The organism is Roseovarius sp. W115 (genome assembly GCF_032842945.2).
GTDB lineage: Bacteria > Pseudomonadota > Alphaproteobacteria > Rhodobacterales > Rhodobacteraceae > Roseovarius > Roseovarius rhodophyticola.
On the sequence record NZ_CP146606.1, the window covers coordinates 2,133,219 to 2,152,604 of the forward strand.

General features: G+C 57.2%; 17 protein-coding genes and 1 pseudogene. 15 read left to right on the plus strand and 3 right to left on the minus strand.

Annotation, left to right across the window (positions count from 1 at the left end; genetic code table 11):
* Positions 1 to 13 precede the first annotated feature (13 nt).
* The 4 genes from RZS32_RS10750 (at position 14) to RZS32_RS10765 (ending at position 3,737) form a co-directional block, all read left to right on the plus strand.
* Positions 14 to 598, plus strand: a complete 585-nt coding sequence (locus tag RZS32_RS10750) for a TRAP transporter small permease (protein WP_317056976.1) — start codon at positions 14 to 16, stop codon at positions 596 to 598.
* On the plus strand, positions 595 to 2,100 hold the full coding sequence (locus tag RZS32_RS10755) for a TRAP transporter large permease (protein ID WP_317056977.1): 1,506 nt from the start codon (positions 595 to 597) through the stop codon (positions 2,098 to 2,100). The genes RZS32_RS10750 and RZS32_RS10755 overlap by 4 nt, the downstream gene beginning before the upstream one ends.
* A gap of 9 nt (positions 2,101 to 2,109) precedes the next feature.
* A complete protein-coding gene (locus tag RZS32_RS10760) occupies positions 2,110 to 3,063 on the plus strand; it encodes an SLAC1 anion channel family protein (protein ID WP_317056978.1) in 954 nt (317 codons plus the stop codon).
* A gap of 74 nt (positions 3,064 to 3,137) precedes the next feature.
* Positions 3,138 to 3,737, plus strand: coding sequence for a hypothetical protein (locus RZS32_RS10765; RefSeq protein ID WP_317056979.1), 600 nt, complete (start codon positions 3,138 to 3,140; stop codon positions 3,735 to 3,737).
* 4 nt (positions 3,738 to 3,741) lie between these two features.
* Here RZS32_RS10765 and RZS32_RS10770 read toward each other — a convergent pair whose 3' ends face one another.
* Positions 3,742 to 5,430: an acyl-CoA dehydrogenase family protein gene (locus RZS32_RS10770; protein WP_317056980.1), complete on the minus strand. Its 1,689-nt coding sequence runs from the start codon at positions 5,428 to 5,430 to the stop codon at positions 3,742 to 3,744.
* 197 nt (positions 5,431 to 5,627) lie between these two features.
* Between RZS32_RS10770 and RZS32_RS10775 the strand changes: the two genes are divergently transcribed.
* From RZS32_RS10775 to RZS32_RS10785, 3 genes and pseudogenes are all read left to right on the plus strand, one after another.
* Positions 5,628 to 6,401 (plus strand): sulfite exporter TauE/SafE family protein, encoded by a 774-nt coding sequence (locus tag RZS32_RS10775; protein ID WP_317056981.1) that lies wholly within the window; start codon positions 5,628 to 5,630, stop codon positions 6,399 to 6,401.
* A 111-nt stretch (positions 6,402 to 6,512) separates the two neighbouring features.
* Positions 6,513 to 8,911: pseudogene (gene pheT / locus RZS32_RS10780) on the plus strand (phenylalanine--tRNA ligase subunit beta).
* Between the two features lie 212 nt (positions 8,912 to 9,123).
* Positions 9,124 to 10,122, plus strand: a complete 999-nt coding sequence (locus RZS32_RS10785; RefSeq protein ID WP_317056983.1) for a hypothetical protein — start codon at positions 9,124 to 9,126, stop codon at positions 10,120 to 10,122.
* Here RZS32_RS10785 and RZS32_RS10790 read toward each other — a convergent pair.
* Entirely contained in the window at positions 10,119 to 11,018 is a 900-nt protein-coding gene (locus RZS32_RS10790) for a LysR family transcriptional regulator (RefSeq protein ID WP_317056984.1), read from the minus strand. The genes RZS32_RS10785 and RZS32_RS10790 overlap by 4 nt on opposite strands.
* A 73-nt stretch (positions 11,019 to 11,091) precedes the next feature.
* Here RZS32_RS10790 and RZS32_RS10795 point away from each other — a divergent pair, with 73 nt between their 5' ends.
* Positions 11,092 to 11,721, plus strand: coding sequence for a class I SAM-dependent methyltransferase (locus RZS32_RS10795; protein ID WP_317056985.1), 630 nt, complete (start codon positions 11,092 to 11,094; stop codon positions 11,719 to 11,721).
* A 58-nt stretch (positions 11,722 to 11,779) separates the two neighbouring features.
* A complete protein-coding gene (locus tag RZS32_RS10800; protein ID WP_317056986.1) occupies positions 11,780 to 12,226 on the plus strand; it encodes a YtoQ family protein in 447 nt (148 codons plus the stop codon).
* 565 nt (positions 12,227 to 12,791) lie between these two features.
* Here RZS32_RS10800 and RZS32_RS10805 read toward each other — a convergent pair.
* On the minus strand, positions 12,792 to 14,390 hold the full coding sequence (locus RZS32_RS10805) for a phosphoenolpyruvate carboxykinase (RefSeq protein ID WP_317056987.1): 1,599 nt from the start codon (positions 14,388 to 14,390) through the stop codon (positions 12,792 to 12,794).
* A gap of 403 nt (positions 14,391 to 14,793) precedes the next feature.
* On the opposite strand from RZS32_RS10805, the gene RZS32_RS10810 reads away from it, so the two are divergent.
* Genes RZS32_RS10810 through RZS32_RS10835 form a run of 6 tightly spaced genes read left to right on the plus strand, consistent with a single transcriptional unit; the run spans position 14,794 to position 19,366 of the window.
* On the plus strand, positions 14,794 to 15,495 hold the full coding sequence (locus tag RZS32_RS10810; RefSeq protein ID WP_317056988.1) for a response regulator transcription factor: 702 nt from the start codon (positions 14,794 to 14,796) through the stop codon (positions 15,493 to 15,495).
* 23 nt (positions 15,496 to 15,518) lie between these two features.
* Positions 15,519 to 17,216: a sensor histidine kinase gene (locus RZS32_RS10815; RefSeq protein WP_317056989.1), complete on the plus strand. Its 1,698-nt coding sequence runs from the start codon at positions 15,519 to 15,521 to the stop codon at positions 17,214 to 17,216.
* A 7-nt stretch (positions 17,217 to 17,223) separates the two neighbouring features.
* A complete protein-coding gene (locus RZS32_RS10820; protein WP_317056990.1) occupies positions 17,224 to 17,664 on the plus strand; it encodes an HPr kinase/phosphorylase in 441 nt (146 codons plus the stop codon).
* Between the two features lie 11 nt (positions 17,665 to 17,675).
* Positions 17,676 to 18,623, plus strand: a complete 948-nt coding sequence (gene rapZ / locus RZS32_RS10825) for an RNase adapter RapZ (RefSeq protein WP_339106620.1) — start codon at positions 17,676 to 17,678, stop codon at positions 18,621 to 18,623.
* On the plus strand, positions 18,620 to 19,066 hold the full coding sequence (locus RZS32_RS10830; protein WP_317056992.1) for a PTS sugar transporter subunit IIA: 447 nt from the start codon (positions 18,620 to 18,622) through the stop codon (positions 19,064 to 19,066). Before rapZ ends, RZS32_RS10830 begins: the two co-directional genes overlap by 4 nt.
* Positions 19,067 to 19,087: 21 nt before the next feature.
* Entirely contained in the window at positions 19,088 to 19,366 is a 279-nt protein-coding gene (locus tag RZS32_RS10835; RefSeq protein ID WP_317056993.1) for an HPr family phosphocarrier protein, read from the plus strand.
* Positions 19,367 to 19,386: the final 20 nt, after the last annotated feature.

Genomic DNA, 19,386 nt, shown 5'->3' on the forward strand with positions numbered 1-19,386 from the left:
CAGGGGGCAAGGCATGCCGCGATTGGTTCTGGCACTGGCACGCGGTATGGCGGTTTTGGGCGGTCTGGTTCTGACCGGTTTGATCCTGATCACCTGCGTGTCGGTTCTCGGCGGACTTGGAAACAGCTTTTTTCACAGTGCCTTTGCCGAGAGCGTGTTTCCCGAATTTGCACAAGGCGCACTTGATCTCGGCGTCGGCCCACTATTTGGCGACACCGAGATGGTCGAGGTCGGCATGGCTTTTGTCATCTTCTGTTTCCTGCCGCTGTGTCAAATCTCGGGTAGCCACGCGTCTGTTGATATCTTCAGCTCAAGGCTGCCGTTGCAGGTGAATCGTGCGTTGCAGGTGCTGATTGACCTGATCTTTGCGGTCATTCTGATCCTGATCGCGCTGCGGCTCTTTGCCGGGCTGCAGGAAAAGATGCAGTACAACGAGACCACCTATGATCTGCAATTCCCGATCTGGTGGAGCTATGGGGCCAGCCTTGCAGCGTCCGGGATTGCGGCGCTGGTCGGGGTCTATGTCGCGGGCGCCCGGGTTGTTGAGGCGACCAGCGGGCGCGTGATCCTGCCCAGCCGTCAGGGGATGGACGGGTGAGCAACCTAGAGATTGGCATTGCCTCATTTCCGATTTTGATGGGGTTGATCTTCCTGCGGGTGCCCATCGGGTTGGCGATGTTCCTAGTGGCGCTGGGTGGTCTTTTTGCCATCACCGATGGTTGGACCGTGGCGCTTGCCCGGCTCAAGCATGAAACCTACTCGACCTTTTCCAATTACTCTTTGTCGATTGTTCCGATGTTCTTGCTCATGGGCCATTTCGCGACATTGGGCGGCATGTCTACCGCGCTCTTCAAAGCGGCAGAGGCGTGGCTCGGCCATCGCAAAGGCGGGGTGGCCATGGCCTCAGTTGGGGCCTGCGCAGGGTTTGGCGCAATCTGTGGCTCATCTCTGGCCACCGCCGCCACCATGAGCCAGGTCGCGTTGCCTGAGCTACGCCGCTATGGCTACTCTGGCGGTTTTTCTACCGCGACGCTGGCTGCGGGCGGCACGTTGGGTATTCTCATCCCGCCATCTGTCGTGCTGGTCATCTACGCCATCCTGACCGACCAGAACATCGCCAAACTGTTCCTAGCCGCGTTTGTACCCGGAATTTTGGCGGCGATCGGGTATATGATCACGATCAACATCTATGCCCGCCTTCATCCCGAGGCCGCGGGCGCGCGTGATCCTGTGCCTATGCGCGAACGGGTGCGTGCATTGATTGACGTCTGGCCGGTTCTGGCGGTTTTCTCGCTTGTCGTCGGGGGCATCTATCTTGGCTGGTTCACACCCACAGCCGGGGCAGCGGTTGGAGCGGCGGGGACCGGGCTGATTGCGTTGTGCAAAGGTGGGATGGGCTGGAAAGCTCTGGAAGGCGCTTTCCACGCCACAGCACGCAATACCGCGATGATCTTTTTCATCATTCTGGGTGCCGCGTTCTACAACGGGTTTCTCGCACTCAGCCAAGCGCCTCAGGCCTTGTCAGAGTGGGTCATCGGCCTGGGCCTCAGCCCTTGGTCGGTCTTGATCTGCATCCTACTGCTGTACCTCGTCTTTGGTTGCCTGATGGACAGCCTGTCGATGATCCTGCTGACAATCCCGATCTTCTTTCCCATCATCAGCCAGCTTGATTTCAACTTTGTCTCCCTCGCCGCATTGCAAGCCGACGCTGCACGCGAGGTGCTCGCCAGTGGCATACCAGACGGCATGACCGCCGAAATGCTTGGCTCGATAGAGACCGCTATCGCGTCGGGGCAGGAACTCTCACGGGATATGATGCGCGCGCTGGATATCAACATCACCCAAGGCCGCGCCAACCGCATCGAGGCTGAAGAAGTGGCGATCTGGTTCGGCATTCTGGTTCTGATCGTGGTCGAAGTCGGCCTGATCACACCGCCTGTGGGAATGAATCTCTTTGTAATCAACGCTATGGACCCGCGCACAAGGATGTCCGAGACCTATCGCGCGGTGCTCTACTTTGTAGGCTCGGACGTGGTGCGCGTGGCCGTTCTGGTTGCGTTTCCGGGGATTACCTTGTTCCTGCTGCGATGGCTTCATTAGGAGTGAATGATGGTTGAAGACACCTCTCCCTGGCTGGCCCGCTTCCCAGTGACGCTTTTTACAACGGTGATGGGACTGAGCGGGTTGACACTGGCACTGGCCGAAGGAGAACGCGTGTTGAGCTTGGCTCACGGCATGTCGATACTCAGCGCGCTCATCACAGTTGTCGTCTTTATGCTGGTGACCGCCGCCTATGCTCTGAAGGCTCTACGATACACAGGTGCCGTGCAGGCCGAGTGGAACCACCCCGTCAGTCTGGCATTTTTCCCGGCGATCTCTATTTCCCTTCTGCTGCTCGCGGCTGTGGCTCTACCTTGGTCAGAACCAATCTCGCGCGGGATATGGATCATAGGGGCTGCGCTTCAGCTTGTTTTGACCTTGGCTGTCATCTCAAGTTGGATCGGTTCGCGCGCCTTTGTACATGGCCATCTAACCCCGGCCTGGTTCGTTCCTGCGGTCGGCAATGTCATAGCACCTCTGGCCGGGGCACAGCTCGGCTACATCGAAATCAGCTGGTTTTTCCTCTCCATTGGACTGCTCTTTTGGATCGTGCTGCTCGCCATGGTGATCAACCGGCTGGTGTTTCACGACCCTCTGCCGGAACGGCTTCAACCGACGTTGGTGATCTTGATTGCCCCACCGGCCATTGGATTTCTGGGCTGGACCAGTCTGAACCCCGGACTTGATCCTATGGCGCGCATCTTGATGAATTCTGCGCTGTTTTTCTTAATCGTCGTGATGGTGCAGCTCCCAACCATCCTCCGGTTGCCGTTTTCGCTGTCCTTCTGGGCGCTTAGCTTCCCCTTGGCTGCCGCGACGACAGCATCCTTGCGGTTTTCGACTCTATCCGGGTCAATGTTCCACCATTGGCTGGGCTTGGTTTTGTTGGGTATCCTTACGCTCACCTTGCTGGTTTTATTATATAAAACGCTCAAGTCGCTCGCTTCAGGACATGCCTTTTGAGGCCCCAATACCTTCATGGGAAAGCCAAATTGGTTTCCTTCATTTGACACAAACTGGTGGCAAACCCTTGGGGCATGAGCAGGGAAAACCAAAGCAAGCACCTCAAAGCCGCGTTACTTGGCGTGGCCGTGTGTGCAATTATCGTCTCTTTCCGCCTGTTTGGTGGAGGGCCAGAACGGCTTGTTCCCTACTTGTCTGAGCCGGTCATCAGCGTGACCGGTGACGCGCCGCTCTCAGGCAGCGCTGCGGAAGACTATGAGAGCCTTGTCGAGAACGCTGACTACTATGCGGCCTTCGCCATGGGCGAGGCAGGTGGTCATGGGTGGTCGGATAATCATTCCACCCAAGACATGGCTGATGCGTCCGCTTTGGCGTGGTGTGAAGAGTATGACGCCGAATGCCGTGTCATCCTGCGGATCGCTCCGGCCGCGCCTCTTACGCTCGATGACTTGCCCTTGTCAAAAACCTCCGCACTCGCGCTCAGCGAATACAAAAGCCGTCCTTCGACAAAAGCGATTGCCTTGTCAGAAACCGGGGTATGGGGGATGTCCTGGGGTCAGGACACCAAAAAAAGCGCGGTGACAGTCGCGGTCAAAAAATGCCAGGAGCGCCTGAACATGGGATTTCCTGACCGCCGCACCTACGGCACATGCCGTCTGGTCTGGTTCGACTGAACGGCTAGCCTAGAATCCGGCGCGCAATCACCTGTGCCTGAATTTCCGCGGCACCCTCAAAGATGTTGAGAATTCGCGCGTCACACAGCACGCGGCTGATGGCGTACTCAAGCGCAAAGCCGTTGCCGCCATGGATCTGCAGGGCATTGTCCGCCGCCGACCAGGCAACACGTGCACCCAAGAGCTTGGCCATACCCGCCTCGACATCACAACGTCGCCCCTCATCCTTCTCAAAGGCCGAGAAATAGGTGAGCTGCCGGGCGATCATGATCTCAACCGCCATCATCGCCAGTTTGTTGGCCACGCGCGGGAATTCAATCAGGGATTTGCCGAACTGCTTGCGGTCCTGAGCATATTGCATGCCTAGATCAAGCGCCGAGGCGGCAACACCAACCGCTCGCGCGGCTGTTTGGATACGCGCGCTCTCGAAGGTTTCCATAAGCTGCTTGAAGCCTTTGCCCTCTTCGCCGCCCAAGAGGTTCTCGCCCTTCACTTTGAAATCATCAAAGTTGAGCGTGTATTCCTTCATGCCGCGATAGCCCAAGACCTCGATCTCGCCGCCAGAGATGCCAGGATCCTGCCAAGGCTCTGCGTCGGTGCCGGGGGTTTTTTCGGCCAGGAACATGCTGAGGCCCTTGTAGTCCTCTGTGCCGGGCACGGTGCGTGCCAGCACCGTCATCACATGGGTACGCGCGGCATGCGTGATCCAGGTCTTGTTGCCATTCAGGATCCAGTCGCCGTTTTCATCCTGCTTGGCGCGGGTCTTGAGCGACCCAAGGTCAGAGCCTGTGTTTGGCTCCGTAAAGACAGCCGTTGGGAGTGTTTCACCAGAGGCGAGGCGCGGCAGCCATTTTTCCTTTTGTTCGTCCGTGCCGCCAGCGATGATCAACTCGGCGGCAATCTCGGAGCGTGTGCCGAGAGACCCCACACCAATATAGCCGCGGCTCAGCTCTTCGGAGACGACACACATGGACGCTTTGGACAGGCCAAAGCCGCCAAACTCCTCGGGGATAGTCAGGCCAAACACGCCCATTTCGGCCAGTTCGTTGATCACCTCCATCGGGATCAATTCGTCCTTGAGGTGCCATTCATGTGCCTCAGGCAACACACGGTCGACGGTGTAGCGGCGGAATTGCTCGCGGATCATTTCCAGCTCGTCATCAAGACCGCTGGCGCCCACGGTGATCTCGGCGGCACGCTCCTGCATCAGCTCCACAAGGCGCACGCGGGCCGCTTGTGTGTTTCCTGACTGCGTGAGCGTCATGACCTCGGGCGTCATAAGAACGCGCATATCGTCCTGGCTCAGGCCAATATCCTGCAGGCGCAGCACCTCGCCCTGGTTCATCGGAATGCCGCCATAGATCTGCCAGAGATACTCGCCAAACGCGATCTGGTGGATGAGCTGCTCTACTTCGCCAAACTTTCCATCGGAGTGTAGCCGAGAGGCCCAGTTTTGCATCTGACGTAGGGATTCGACATAGGTGGCCAGCCAGGCAAGCCCGTGCGTCGCGGTCTGATTTTCTTCCACGGCGCGGGATGAGACACGGCCATCGACCGCAACAAGCTCCTTCAGAGCCGACTTGGCCTTTTCCAGAATGGCCTCTGCCGGAGCGACGGCGGCACCGGTTAAAGTCAGAAGATCGTCAATGAGTATTGCTTTGGATGCCATTACGTCTTGTCCATCATGCGCCATGAATCACACTCCCTTTACTCGGTCGGACTGTCCTAGCTATTTCGCAGGTGCAGCGCAACTATTTTGCTTATGCGGCACAGCAAATGGTTTAATATTGCGCCAACCTGTCGCGGCTATGGGGTCGCCGGGCCCGAGTCGACGTATAATATCATGAAACTAACCCGTGCGGAGGCTGGGAAAAGTGATACCAACGGCCTATGGAGATTTTGCTCGGCCCGGATTGGGCGTTCCTGCTTGTCTTTGCTTTTTGCATTGCCGTTTTGGGCGGCATCGTGAAAGGCGTGGTGGGATTTGCCATGCCGATGGTGGTGATCTCGGGGCTTAGCACCTTCATTTCACCTGAAATAGCGCTGGCCGCCCTGATCCTGCCAACACTGGTGTCCAACGGATGGCAGGCCCTGCGCAATGGCGTGGTCGCGGCCTTGGGGTCTGTGTGGAAGTTCCGGGTTTTTCTTCTGGCAGGGGTGTTTTTTATGCTCGGCTCAGCCCAGCTTGTCCCTGTGATCCCCGAGGCGGCGATGCTCCTGATTATTGGCGTGCCGGTCGTGATATATTCCGCTTTCGCGCTTGTGGGCCGCCCCCTGGCGTTGCCACCCAATCCCGGCAAACGGATCGAGGCGGGGATCGGGGCCATTGCAGGGTTCTTTGGTGGCATCTCCGGCGTGTGGGGGCCGCCCACGGCCATCATGCTGACGGCGATGAACACCGAAAAGACCGAGCAGATGCGTGTTCAGGGTGTCATCTATGGTGTCGGCGCGGTGCTATTGGTGGTAGCGCACCTGTTTTCCGGGGTGTTGAATGCGCAAACGGTGCCCTTTTCGCTTATGCTCATTCCACCGGCGTTGCTGGGTTTATGGATCGGGTTTTCCATTCAGGACCGCATTGACCAGGCGCTCTTTCGCAAGCTGACGCTGGCGGTGTTGGTGATAGGTGGTCTAAACCTCGTGCGCCGCGGGGTGATGGGCGTTTGAATTTGGGTATTTTTGACAAGAAAGAAGCCCAAGACCCTTAGCCCTCTTTTATGCGCAGCGCTAATCCGGTAAAGCGCGCGGGACGTGACTGAAATTTATGGATAAGAGCCAATGAAGTTCACCCTGTCCTGGCTGAAAGACCATCTTGAGACCGATGCAAGCGTGGCGGAGATTTCCGACGCGCTGACCGATCTTGGGCTGGAAGTCGAAGAGATCATCAATCCGGGCGAGCGGCTGAAGGACTTTACCATTGGCAAGGTGCTCAAGGCCGAGCAACATCCGGATGCAGATCGTTTGCGCGTGTGTCAGGTGATGACGGATGAGGGCGAGACGCAAATCATTTGTGGAGCACCCAATGCGCGGACCGGCATCACAGTGGTGATTGCCAAGCCGGGGGTTTATGTGCCGGGCATTGATACCACCATCGGCGTCGGCAAAATCCGCGGCATCGAGAGCTATGGCATGATGTGCTCAGAGCGCGAGATGGAGCTTTCGGATGAGCATGATGGGATCATTGAGCTGCCAAGCGGTGAGGTTGGGGAACGCTTCATTGACTGGTTGGCGGAACATGATCCGGTAAAGGTGGATCCGGTGATCGACATCGCCATCACGCCCAATCGGCCTGATGCGCTGGGTGTGCGGGGGATTGCGCTTGATCTTGCAGCGCGGGGTCTGGGCACGATGAAAGAGGCGCCCTCCGCCAAGGTAGAAGGCCAATTCCCGAGCCCGATTACCGTGACGATCGATGAGGATACGCGCGACGGTGGTTGCCACGTCTTTGCCGGACGTCTCATTCGCAACGTCAAGAACGGCCCCAGCCCGGAGTGGCTGCAGGACCGCTTGCGCGCCATCGGACTGCGGCCCATCTCGGCGCTTGTCGATATCACCAACTTCTTCACCTATGACCGCAACCGCCCGCTGCACGTTTTTGATGCCGACAAGGTCAAAGGCAATCTGCGGGTGCACCGCGCTCAGGGCGGTGAGACGCTCGTTGGGCTGGACGAAAAGGAATACACGTTCAGCGCGGGGCAAGTGGTGATTTCCGATGACGACGGCATTGAAAGCATCGGCGGCATCATGGGCGGTCTGGAGACGGGCTGTACCGAAGAGACCACCAATGTGTTTCTCGAAGCCGCCGTATGGGACCATATTCAGATCGCCCATACCGGTCGCGCGCTCAAGATCAATTCTGATGCGCGCTATCGCAATGAGCGCGGCATTGATCCTGCGTTCAACATGGAAGGCCACGAGCTTGCCACGCAGATGATCCTTGATCTCTGTGGCGGTGAGCCGTCGAATGTCGTTGTGGCCGGTGACGTACCGGATGTCAGCCGAGCTTATCGCCTTGATGCGGCGCGGGTCCAGTCGCTCGTAGGTATGGACATCCCCGAAGCGGAACAGCGTCAGACGCTCACAAGTCTTGGCTTCAAGCTGGAAGGTAATATGGCGCATGTGCCCAGCTGGCGGCCTGATATTCTGGGTGAGGCCGATCTTGTGGAAGAGGTGGCGCGCATTGCCTCGCTGACCAAGCTGCAGGGTAAGCCGATGTCGCGCGCGCAGGCTGGCGTGCCGAAAGCCATTCTAAGCCCTGCGCAAAGAGAGAGCGCACCGCGCGTCGCACAGCGGCGGCTCTGGGTTACAATGAATGCGTCACCTACAGCTTTATTGATCAGGCCAGCGCGACGCTCTTTGGCGGCGGGTCTGATGCCACTATGCTCGCCAATCCAATCAGTTCCGAGATGAGCCATATGCGCCCGGCGCTCCTTCCCGGCCTGTTGCAGGCAGCGGCGCGCAATCAGGCGCGTGGTGCGATGGATCTTGCGCTTTTTGAAGTGGGTCATGCGTTCCATGGTGGAGAGCCCGAAGAACAGCATTTGCAGGTCTGTGGTCTTCTTGTCGGTCGAACTGGACCCAAAGATGTGCACGGCGCGTCCCGTCCTGTTGACCTTTATGATGCGAAGGCAGATGCCGAAGCCGTGCTGTCTGCGCTGGGCGCACCGGCCAAGGTACAAATCCTGCGCGGCGCGCGTGAATGGTGGCATCCGGGTCGGCACGGCATGATCTGTCTTGGGCCAAAGAAGGTCTTGGGTGTCTTTGGCGAGTTGCACCCCAAAGTGCTGCGCGAGATGGATGTCAAAGGTCCTGCCGTGGGTTTCACCCTCTGGCCACAGGAAATTCCCATGCCGCGCAATGCAGGCGCAAGCCGTGGGGCCATGCAAATCAGCGACCTGCAAGCGGTGGAACGTGACTTTGCCTTTGTCGTGGACACGGATGTTGAGGCGCTGACGCTGGTCAACGCCGCCGCAGGTGCGGACAAAGCCCTGATTGAGGATGTGCGTGTCTTTGATGAGTTCATCGGTGGCAGCCTTGGCGACGGCAAGAAGAGCCTGGCCATCACCGTGCGCCTGCAGCCGTCTGAGACGACGTTGAAAGACGCCGATATCGAGGCGGTTTCGGCCAAGATTATTGAGAAGGTGGTGAAAGCCACGGGCGGGGTGCTCAGGGGGTGACGTGCCCTTTGGGTCACAGACCCAATCTCTAAATCTCAAAAGGGCTTGAGGCGACTCAGGCCTTTTTTTATTCACGGCATTTCGCAACTGAATCTGAAAGAGGACACACCAATGCGTGTTCAACAGACCCCTATCGGACCCGTCGGAGGACGGATGTAAGTTGCCTGTGGACCCATCCGCAGGCGCGTTGTTAACGCTTGTGGAGATGGTCCATGACCCCTCAAGACGTAGAATTGATCGGGCAGCGTTTGCCCAAAGAAATGGTGTTTCCCTATTTCGCCGACCGTGAAAGCGCGTGGGTACTGGCGGCCTGCATGCCTGCGTCCGCGCGTATCGGTGACTTGCGCAAAACCCCGGTTGGCAAGCTTTTGGACCGGCCCGCGTTGCTTGCGTTGGTCGCGCGGTGTGGCGGTGTGCTGCACCGCGATGATGTGCTGGCGGTGGCTTATGCCGACCAGGCCATGGGGCGCGTCACACTCGGGCCCGTCGCTACGGCCGGGGTCGAGGCGGTGTTTGGCGAAACCTGGCATGATTTTTATCTCAGCTTCGATATCTGGGGCGACAGGCGGCGTTGGTACGACCAGACCACGCGCCAGAACGCCAACCTGGTGGTTCAAATGGGCTTTCCCAGTGATCATGCCGCTCTCATGGGGCGCTATCTGCAGGAGGGCGCGCGCAAGGATTTTGAATGGGATGGTCATCCCATCCGCACCTCAGGCCGACCGACGCTGGCCTGGGCACGGCTGGATATTGACCTTGAGGCGCGTGAAGCGCTGATCGATGAGGTGCAAACCGATTGGTTGCGCAACGCAGGGGATGAGGTCGCGGCCTTGCGCGACAGCGCCCCGCGCAGCCGTGCTCTGGCGCAGATGGAGCGGTATGAAAGCGGGCTTGTGGATCGTTACGGCAAGATCTGGAGCCGCGCGATGCTTCTGGCGGCGCTCATGTTGTTGCGCGATGGGCTTGGGGTAGAACGGGTGTGGATGCATCAGCCAACGCCAGGAAAACTCCTCAAACGCATCAATGGCGTTGCGCCACCTCGGTCGCTTTACACCAGTTTGCCACGATCCTTCTGTTTCGCACCCACCCGTGTGCGTCCGGGTTTCCTGCGGCATCTGCCCAAGAAGCTGACCAAGACACTGCCGAAAGATGCGCCGCTCTTTTGGCAAATGGAATTCGGCCAAAGAGGTGGTCGAATTGACACGGTTTAGACCATGCGCTCTTTCAGCATATCGGCCAACAAATCAAACACCAGCCGGATTCTCCGGCTGGTGTGTAAATCGCGATGCGTCACCAACCAAACCGGAAAGGTGATGTCTGCCGCCCCGTCCAGCAGGCGCACCATGTCGGGAAAATCGCGAGCGATATCATCTGACATCGGGACAATTCCGAACCCCTTGCGTGCCAGTGCCCAGGCAGTGCTGCCATTGGCTGAACTTGTTGTAAACTGGGCCGCATCAATCGAGATGCCCCATTCTTGCAACGCTGCGATAAGACGCTCGTCATCACCCATACCGACAAAGTCATGCGTGCTCAGGTCATCGGCCTTCATGGGTGTGCCGCGTGCGTTCAGATAGTCTCTGGAGGCATAGAGATGCGCAGGCGCATCGGCGATCAGCCGGGCAATCAGGTCCGGCTCGGTTGGTCTCACATGCCGGATGGCGATATCCGCCTCGCGCGCCAGAATATCGCGGATGTCGTTCGCGGCGATCACATCCACCCGCAGGCGCGGTGCCATGCTCCGCAACCGCACAAGGATATCGGGCAAGACATAAGTGCTGCTCATATCCGAGGCTGTGACGCGCACCACCCCCTCCAGGGAATGTGCCCGTCCTTCGGCAATAAGGGCAATACGATTGGCCGCATCCCCCATGGCCTTTGCATCAGCCAAAAGATCCTGTCCGGCGTCCGTGAGACGCAAGGCACGGCCACTGCGCTCAAACAGGGTCAGGCCAAGCTCTTCTTCCAGGGCGCTGACCTGACGGCCAAGCGTGGGTTGGGTCAATCCAAGCGATCGGGCGGCCGCAGAGAGAGATCCGGTCTGCGCCGTGGCCAGAAATGCCCGAAGCCGCGACCAGTCAAACGGCTGTTCTATACGTTTTTGCATGACAATCCTGCAATTTTCGCCAATTCAGTCTGAATTCATGCGGATTTATAGGGCATGGCAAAGGAGAGATGCAATGCACCCTGATTCCAAATTCTGGACAAAACTCGCTGAGAAATACGCCGCCCGACCAATCTCGGACATGGCGGCCTATGAGCAAACGCTGAGCCGCATTCGGGCACAACTGCCGCCTAATGCGCGCGTGTTGGAAATCGGCTGCGGCACAGGTGGGACAGCCGAGCGGCTGGCGACTGATGTCAAAACCTACATCGCAACAGACTTTTCCGAAGGCATGATCGCGCAGGCGCATTTGCGAGATGTGCCGAACAATGTGGAGTTCCACGTGGCCGATGTCTTTGACCCTGCATTTGAAACCAGCAGCTTCGATGCGGTGATTGCGCTCAACCTTCTGCACTTGGTGCCGGACACGCAACCGGTCTATGCGCGGGTGCAAAACCTGCTGAAACCAGGCGGTGTCTTTATCTCCAAAACGCCCTGCATTGGCGAACGTGATCTGGGGTTCAAATTTGGCCTTTTGAAATGTGCCATTCCGATCATGCAATGGTTGGGCAAAGCCCCGTTCGTGCGGTTTCTCAGCCGTAATGACATGGACCAGGAAATCACCACCGCGGGCTTTCGCATTGTCGAGACCGGCAACTACCCGGTGCGACCGCCCAACCATTTTGTCGTCGCACACCTGGCCTGACTTGCTTTTCTTTGCCGCCGCCGCAGGTTAAGCGCTAGAAAACGGAGGAGACCGCCCCATGCTGAACGTTTATTTGTCAGGTGAAATTCACACCGATTGGCGCGAACAGATCATCGCAGGCGCCAAGGGGCTGGATGTGGTGTTCAGCGCGCCCGTCACGGATCACGCGGCCTCTGACGATTGCGGTGTGGCCATCCTGGGTGCGGAAGAAAACAAGTACTGGCATGACCACAAGGGGGCGATGGTCAACGCCATTCGCACCCGTAAGGGGATTGCCGATGCCGACGTGGTCGTGGTGCGCTTTGGCGACAAGTACAAACAATGGAACGCGGCCTTTGATGCAGGCTATGCCAGCGCCTTGGGCAAGTCGCTCATCATCCTGCAACCGCCCGAGCATGACCACGCCTTGAAAGAGGTCGACGCGGCGGCTCTGGCTGTGACGCGCGAGCCGGGGCAGGTGGTGGAGATATTGCGTTACGTGCTGGATGGGTCGCTGCCGGGGTGAATTAGGCTTATTGGCGACTTTGAGCCCAAGACGACTCCCATCGCGCGGAATCAAGGCCGGAGGCCGCCGCGCGATCGCCAGACCGCCCCCGGGCTGGCGATAGGTCTACGTAAGTGCTTCGATCAAAGAACAGGCGGGTTTGGCTGGCATAAAGCGACCTGAACCAATGGCAGGTCGCCACCCCGCGGTCTGGCCATCACACGTCTTCACACTCCAATTGGCGATGTCAGCAACGTCCGCACACAGGCCAATCTTGTTTTTTCGATTCGACGCAAATCCTCCGCGCTATTTTGATTGCTCGACACATTGCGGACATTACACGACACAAATCATCAACTTGAATCCTTAATAAGTGCCAAACCCACTGTGCGCACGGTTAACCTGCGCCCTTTACTGACCCCGCACCGACGCAATACCGACGTGATACCGATGCAATACCGACATCCAAAATCCTGCAAAACAAAGCCATTAACCTTTTTCGGCCGGAATACGCCTCAAACCATGAAAAAGCCCGCGCTCCGTTGGGATGCGCGGGCTCGTGCTGCATATTCAGTTTGGGTGTAGTTTACCCGATCGCCGCAGCTTTCACATCGTCATCGATATGCGGCAGGTATTGCTCAAAGTTGTCGGCAAACATCTTCACCAGCTTTTCGGCCTGTGCGTCATAGCCTTCGGTGTCCCCCCAGGTGCGGCGCGGGTCGAGCAGAACCTCGGGCACGCCGGGCACGTCCACGGGGACGTCAAAGCCAAAGTTTGGATCCTTGCGGAACTCCACCTTGCTCAAAGAGCCATCCAGAGCGGCGGTCAGCAGGGCACGTGTCGCCTTGATCGGCATCCGCTGGCCTGTACCATAAGCGCCACCAGTCCAGCCTGTGTTCACCAGCCAGCAGGTCGCGCCATGCTTGGCGATCTTCTCGCGCAGCAGGTTGCCATAGACCTCGGGGCGACGTGGCATAAAGGGCGCGCCAAAGCAGGTCGAGAATGTCGGCTCTGGCTCGGTCAGGCCCCGCTCGGTTCCGGCCACCTTGGCGGTGAAGCCGCTGAGGAAGTGATACATCGCCTGCGCCGGGGTCAGCCGCGCGATGGGAGGCAGCACACCAAAGGCATCACAGGTCAGCATGATGATGTTCTTGGGATGCCCGCCAAGTGCGGTTTCCGAGGCGTTTGAGATGTAGTGCATCGGATAGGCGCAGCGCATGTTGGCGGTCAGGCTGTCATCGGCAAAGTCGAGGTCCAACGTTTCCTCGTCATAGACCATGTTCTCGATTACGGTCCCGAATTTCTCGGTTGTGGCGTAAATCTCGGGTTCTGCCTCGGGATCAAGATTGATCGTTTTGGCATAGCAGCCGCCTTCGAAATTGAATGTGCCGCGATCTGACCAGCCGTGCTCATCGTCGCCGATCAGCGTGCGGTTTGGATCGGCAGAAAGGGTTGTCTTGCCTGTGCCGGAGAGGCCAAAGAAGATGGCGGTATCCACGGGGTTGCCCTTGGCATGATTGGCCGAGCAGTGCATCGGCATGATGCCTTTTTCGGGCAACAGGTAGTTCAGCAGGGTAAAGACGGATTTCTTGTTTTCGCCCGCATATTCGGTGTTGCCGATCAGGATGAGTTTGCGGTCGAAATTCATTGCAATGACCGTGTCGGAGCGGCAGCCGTGTTTTTCAGGGTCAGCCTTGAAGCTGGGGCAGTTGATCACTGTGAAATCTGCCACGAACCGGTCCAAAGCCTCGCGCTCAGGACGACGCAGCATGTGACGGATGAAAAGACCGTGCCAGGCAAGCTCGGTCACCATCCGCATGTTAATCGAATGCGATGGGTCCGCGCCACCGACGAGATCCTGCACATAGTAATCACGGCCCTTCATATGTGCGATCATATCGTCATAGAGCCGGTCAAACGCCGCAGGGTCCATCGCCGCGTTGTTGTCCCACCAGATGCTGTCTGCGACGCTATCGGTTTTGACGACATGTTTGTCTTTGGGGGACCGGCCGGTGAACTTGCCCGTTGAAACAAGGAAGGTTCCGCCACGACCCAAGCGGCCTTCGCCATTGCGCAGGGCCAGCTCAATCAAGGCGGGCTCAATGAGGTTGTAGTGAACGTCCCCCAATCCCTCGATGCCTTGGTCTTCAAGCCGGAATTTCGGGTTCACCCGTCCTATTGTCATTGTGCGCTCCTACTTTGTCGCATGGCCTCAGGTGGGGCCGGAAAATACATCTTTTGCGCGGCTCTGTCGCGCCGGTCTGTTTGGCAATACCGATGAATGCCGGGGTCATAACACGCCGGTTTCTGGAATGAACAGGACGCAATTGCATCGTTAGCGCAACCAATGTGATGCGTTAGCGCAACCAAGGCCTTGCCCGCGAAACTTTGCCGTCAAATTGCTGGAACTGTTGCCTATTTGAAGGTGAATGCCTGCGAAAAAGTGAGGCAATTTAGCCATTCATAAGACATTTTGATGCCAAATGGCCGCAATCCCAGTGCTGATTCGCAGTTTAGCATTGATTGTAAAGGCCAAAACGGCTCTTATTGCGAAAAACAAAAGAACGAGAGCAGTATAAGGAAACGTTATGTCTAAGATCGCCCTTGTGGACGATGACAGAAATATTCTGACGTCGGTATCTATGACCCTTGAGGCTGAAGGCTTCGAGGTTGAAACCTACAATGATGGCCAACAGGCGCTTGATGCGTTTAGCAAAAAGCTCCCTGACATGGCTGTTCTGGATATTAAGATGCCGCGCATGGATGGCATGGATCTGTTGCAGCGGTTGCGTCAAAAAACGTCGATGCCAGTAATCTTTCTAACATCCAAAGACGATGAAATTGACGAGGTTCTGGGCCTGCGCATGGGTGCTGATGACTACGTCAAGAAACCTTTCTCGCAGCGCCTTTTGGTGGAACGCATTCGCGCTCTTTTGCGCCGTCAGGATGCCATGGATGGCAATGTGGTGGCTGATACCGAAGATACCAAGGTGATCGAGCGCGGCGACCTGCGGATGGACCCTCTGCGTCACGCGGTAACTTGGAAGGGGCAGGATGTGTCTCTTACAGTCACCGAGTTCCTGCTTCTGCAGGCATTGGCGCAACGCCCCGGTTTCGTCAAAAGCCGTGATCAGCTGATGGATGTGGCGTATGATGATCAGGTCTATGTCGATGACCGGACAATCGATAGCCATATCAAGCGTCTGCGCAAGAAGCTGCGTATGGTTGATCCGGAGTTTTCGGCCATCGAAACGCTGTACGGGATCGGGTATCGGTATAACGAAGAGTAAGTCCTTTGACCGGGGGCGTTTAGGTGCGAGATCATTCGATCAGCGATAATGATGACGTCGTCCTCGGCGATGACTTTGTTGCGCCCGAAAACACCGTTGAAGAAGAGGTGCGCATCAGGCGTGCGCGCCGCAGCTTTCTTCGAAATGGCAGCGGCGGGTCTCTGACGCGGAAAATCATCACGTTCAACCTTATTGCGTTGAACGTGCTGGTGGCAGGCATTCTTTACCTGAATTCCTCTCGTGACGGTTTGGCGCAAACACGCGCGGACAGCCTTTTGGGCGATGTGGAACTCATTGCTGATGTGTTTGAGGCCAAACTACCAGCGCCAGAGATATCTCTCCTCACCTCTTCAGGTGACGCGAATGCGCAAGACACGCTTGCACAGCTGGACATTCAGCAGGGCATGGAGGTGTTTGTCTACGACACCCAGCAGAATCTGCTTGCTTCGATTGCAGGATCGATGCCCCGGCCAAACCGCATTACAGACCTTGATCACCCCACTGTCATAACGGACGCAATTGACAGTGGGTGGGCCTTTGTGTCGAAACCTTTTGAGTTTCTGCTCAATCCGGATGCGCCTGAAACAATCGAAGATCAAGCGCGCTTGATTGTTGGCCCGTCTCTTGAGGCGGGTGTCCAAACCATTCAAGGCGAAGTTGACGGTACGACTGTCTACATTGTGGCGACGCCTGTGATGCAAGGCGAAAGGGCCGTTGGCGCAGTCGCTTTGGCCAGCGCGTCAGGCGAGATTGAAAAGCTGTTAAAGGTAGAACGAGAGCGCGTTTTGCAGATGTTCATTGTCGCAACGCTCGTCTCTGTGGCACTGAGTTTGATCCTCGCTTCAACGATTTCCAATCCGCTTGCAGAATTGGCCGCTGCTGCTGAAGTGGGGGGTGCGCGCAATCGTAGCAAAGGACAAGATGGCGGGCGTATTCGTATTCCTGATCTGACTGCGCGACCTGATGAGATCGGTCGTTTGTCTGGGGCTCTGCGCGGCATGGTGGGGGCGCTCTACAATCGCATAGATGGTAACGAACAATTTGCGGCGGACGTCGCACATGAGATCAAAAACCCGCTGGCCAGCCTACGGTCCGCCGTCGGCACAATGCGAGTGGCAAAGCGTGATGACCAGCGTGAGAAACTACTGGAAGTGATCGAGCACGACGTGCGCCGACTTGACCGGTTGGTCAGCGACATCTCGAATGCTTCACGGCTTGACAGCGAACTGGTCAAGGAAGATCAGGAGTTTTTTGATCTGGTGGGCATGCTCGACAATCTGGCTCGCTACCTAGGGGAAGAGGCAGATAAAAAAGGCATTGAATTTATTACGGATTTTCCGCCTGATCCGATAGAAGTCACAGGTCTGGAAGGGCGATTGGCGCAGGTTTTTGTGAACCTGATCAGCAACGCGATTTCCTTCTGCGAAGAAGGTGACGCTATTCGCGTTTGGACGCGTAAGCGCGAAAATCGCGTTGTGGTCGTCGTCGAAGACACTGGCCCAGGAATCCCTGAACAGGCGCTGACCAAGATCTTTCAAAGGTTCTATTCAGAGCGCGCTGAAAACGATTTTGGCAACAATTCCGGCCTTGGCCTTTCGATTTCCAAACAGATCGTCGAGGCACATGATGGTGTGATCTGGGCCGAAAACATCCGCCCGACGGACTCTGATATTACGTCTGACCCTCTGGGCGCGCGTTTCGTGGTCGGCCTGCCGGTCTGATACCGGGATGCCGTCTCACCCTGATCTGTCCAAGTTAACACTGCTGCACGCCACGACGATTGCCTTGGATGACCGTGCGGTTCTGATCCGCGGCGCGTCGGGTAGCGGTAAGTCTGGATTGGCGCTCCAACTGTTGGCGTATGGAGCGGGCCTTGTGGCGGATGACCGAACCCATGTTTGGGTGCAGGATGGGCATGTCATGGCGGATGTGCCCCAAACGATTTCGGGCCAAATTGAAGCACGCGGCGTTGGTGTTCTCAAAGCTCCGCCAACGGGCCCAAGACGCGTGAAACTTGTCGTTGATCTTGACTTGACAGAAACCGAGCGCCTGCCGCCTATGCGAGAAACACATTTGCTTGATGTTGCCGTTCCCCTAGTTGGAAAAACGGGTTTTGCCCATTTTCCTGCAGCAATCTTGCTATATCTAAGGCATGGACGATTGGCTTAGAAAGGGTTGGAATGCCGGATAAGGGACCGGATCAGACAATGCGCCAAAGATCGGTTCTGGTAACCGGACCCTCAGGCGCGGGGCGCAGCACGGCGATCCGGGCGCTGGAAGACATGGGGTACGAGGCCATCGACAACTTGCCCTTGTCGCTGTTGCCGCGCCTTATGGATGATGGTGGGCCCGAAAAACCTCTGGCACTTGGCATAGATGTGCGTAACCGCGACTTTTCCACCAACGCGCTCATCGAGGCCATTGACCTGAGCACGCATGGCAGAAGTTCTCCGCTTCAGGTGCTTTATCTGGATTGTCGCGCCGAGGTGCTGCAACGCCGGTTTTCCGAAACGCGGCGGCGTCATCCGCTGGCCCCGGCCGAGAGCCCTGATGAAGGTATTGCGCGTGAGTTTGACTTGTTGGGGCCGATCCGGGCGCGTGCTGACATCCTGATCGATACATCCGAGATGTCGCCTCACGAGTTGCGTGCAGAGCTTGAGCCCTGGTTTGCGGCCAAAGCCGAAGGTGAGTTGGCCGTTACTGTGCAATCCTTTTCTTACAAACGAGGGTTGCCGCGTGGGCTCGATATGGTGCTAGATTGCCGGTTTCTGAGAAATCCCTACTGGGAGGCACGGTTACGGTCCCTTGATGGACGCGCGCCGGAGGTTGCCACCTACGTCAAAGATGATCCCCGGTTTGACGAGTTTTCCAACCGCGTGAGCGATCTGGTGCAGATGCTGCTGCCTGCCTACCTTGCCGAGGGAAAGGCGTATTTGTCGATCGGGTTTGGATGCACGGGCGGCCAGCACCGCAGCGTCACAATGGCAGAAACATTGTCCCAAGCCCTTGCAGAGAGTGGCTGGCAGGTGTCTATACGTCATCGCGAGCTGGAACGTCGTGGCATGCATGCTACACCTGTTTCTGGCTCACATGGGGACAATACAGAAGAAAAGGAAGCGCAGCGTTGATCGGTGTCGTTATCGTGGCGCATGGCAGCTTGGCGCAGGAGTATCTTCGTGCCATTGAACATGTGTGCGGCACGCAAAAAGACATCAAAGCGATCTCGATCGAGGGCGATCATGACCGTGCGCAGAAACAGGCCGAAATTTGCGAAGCGGCTGATAGCGTGGATGTGGGGGATGGCGTTCTTATCGTAACAGATCTTTTCGGTGGCTCGCCTTCGAACCTGTCTCTCAAAGCGTGCCAGCCTGAGAACAGGCGGATCTTGTACGGAGCAAATCTCCCGATGCTGCTCAAGTTGTCCAAAAGCCGCCATCTGAGTGTCGCGGACGCGGCGCGTGCCGCCTTAACGGCGGGGCGAAAGTACATCGATAGTCATGCCGTGCTGCCAGCAGAACAAGATGCAGAAACTGACGTAGATGTCTCGGATGATCCTCACCAGGGCGCGTGAACAGGAAAGACCAAAAGTTCCATGAATGACTCTCTCTCCCGGCAAATCAAAATCATCAACGTAAAAGGTTTGCATGCACGCGCGGCCGCAAAACTTGTGGAAACGGTAGAAGCGTTCGACGCCTCTGCAGAAGTGTCGCATGATGGGCAAACAACCGGTGCAGACAGCATTATGGGTCTTTTGATGTTGGCAGCCTCTAAAGGAAAGACTATTGACGTGCGTGCTTGGGGGACCGATGCCGCAGAGTTGCTTGATGCAGTACAGGCCCTTGTCGCAGACAGGTTTGGTGAAAAGATGTAGGCGCGCAGGGCGCAACGGGA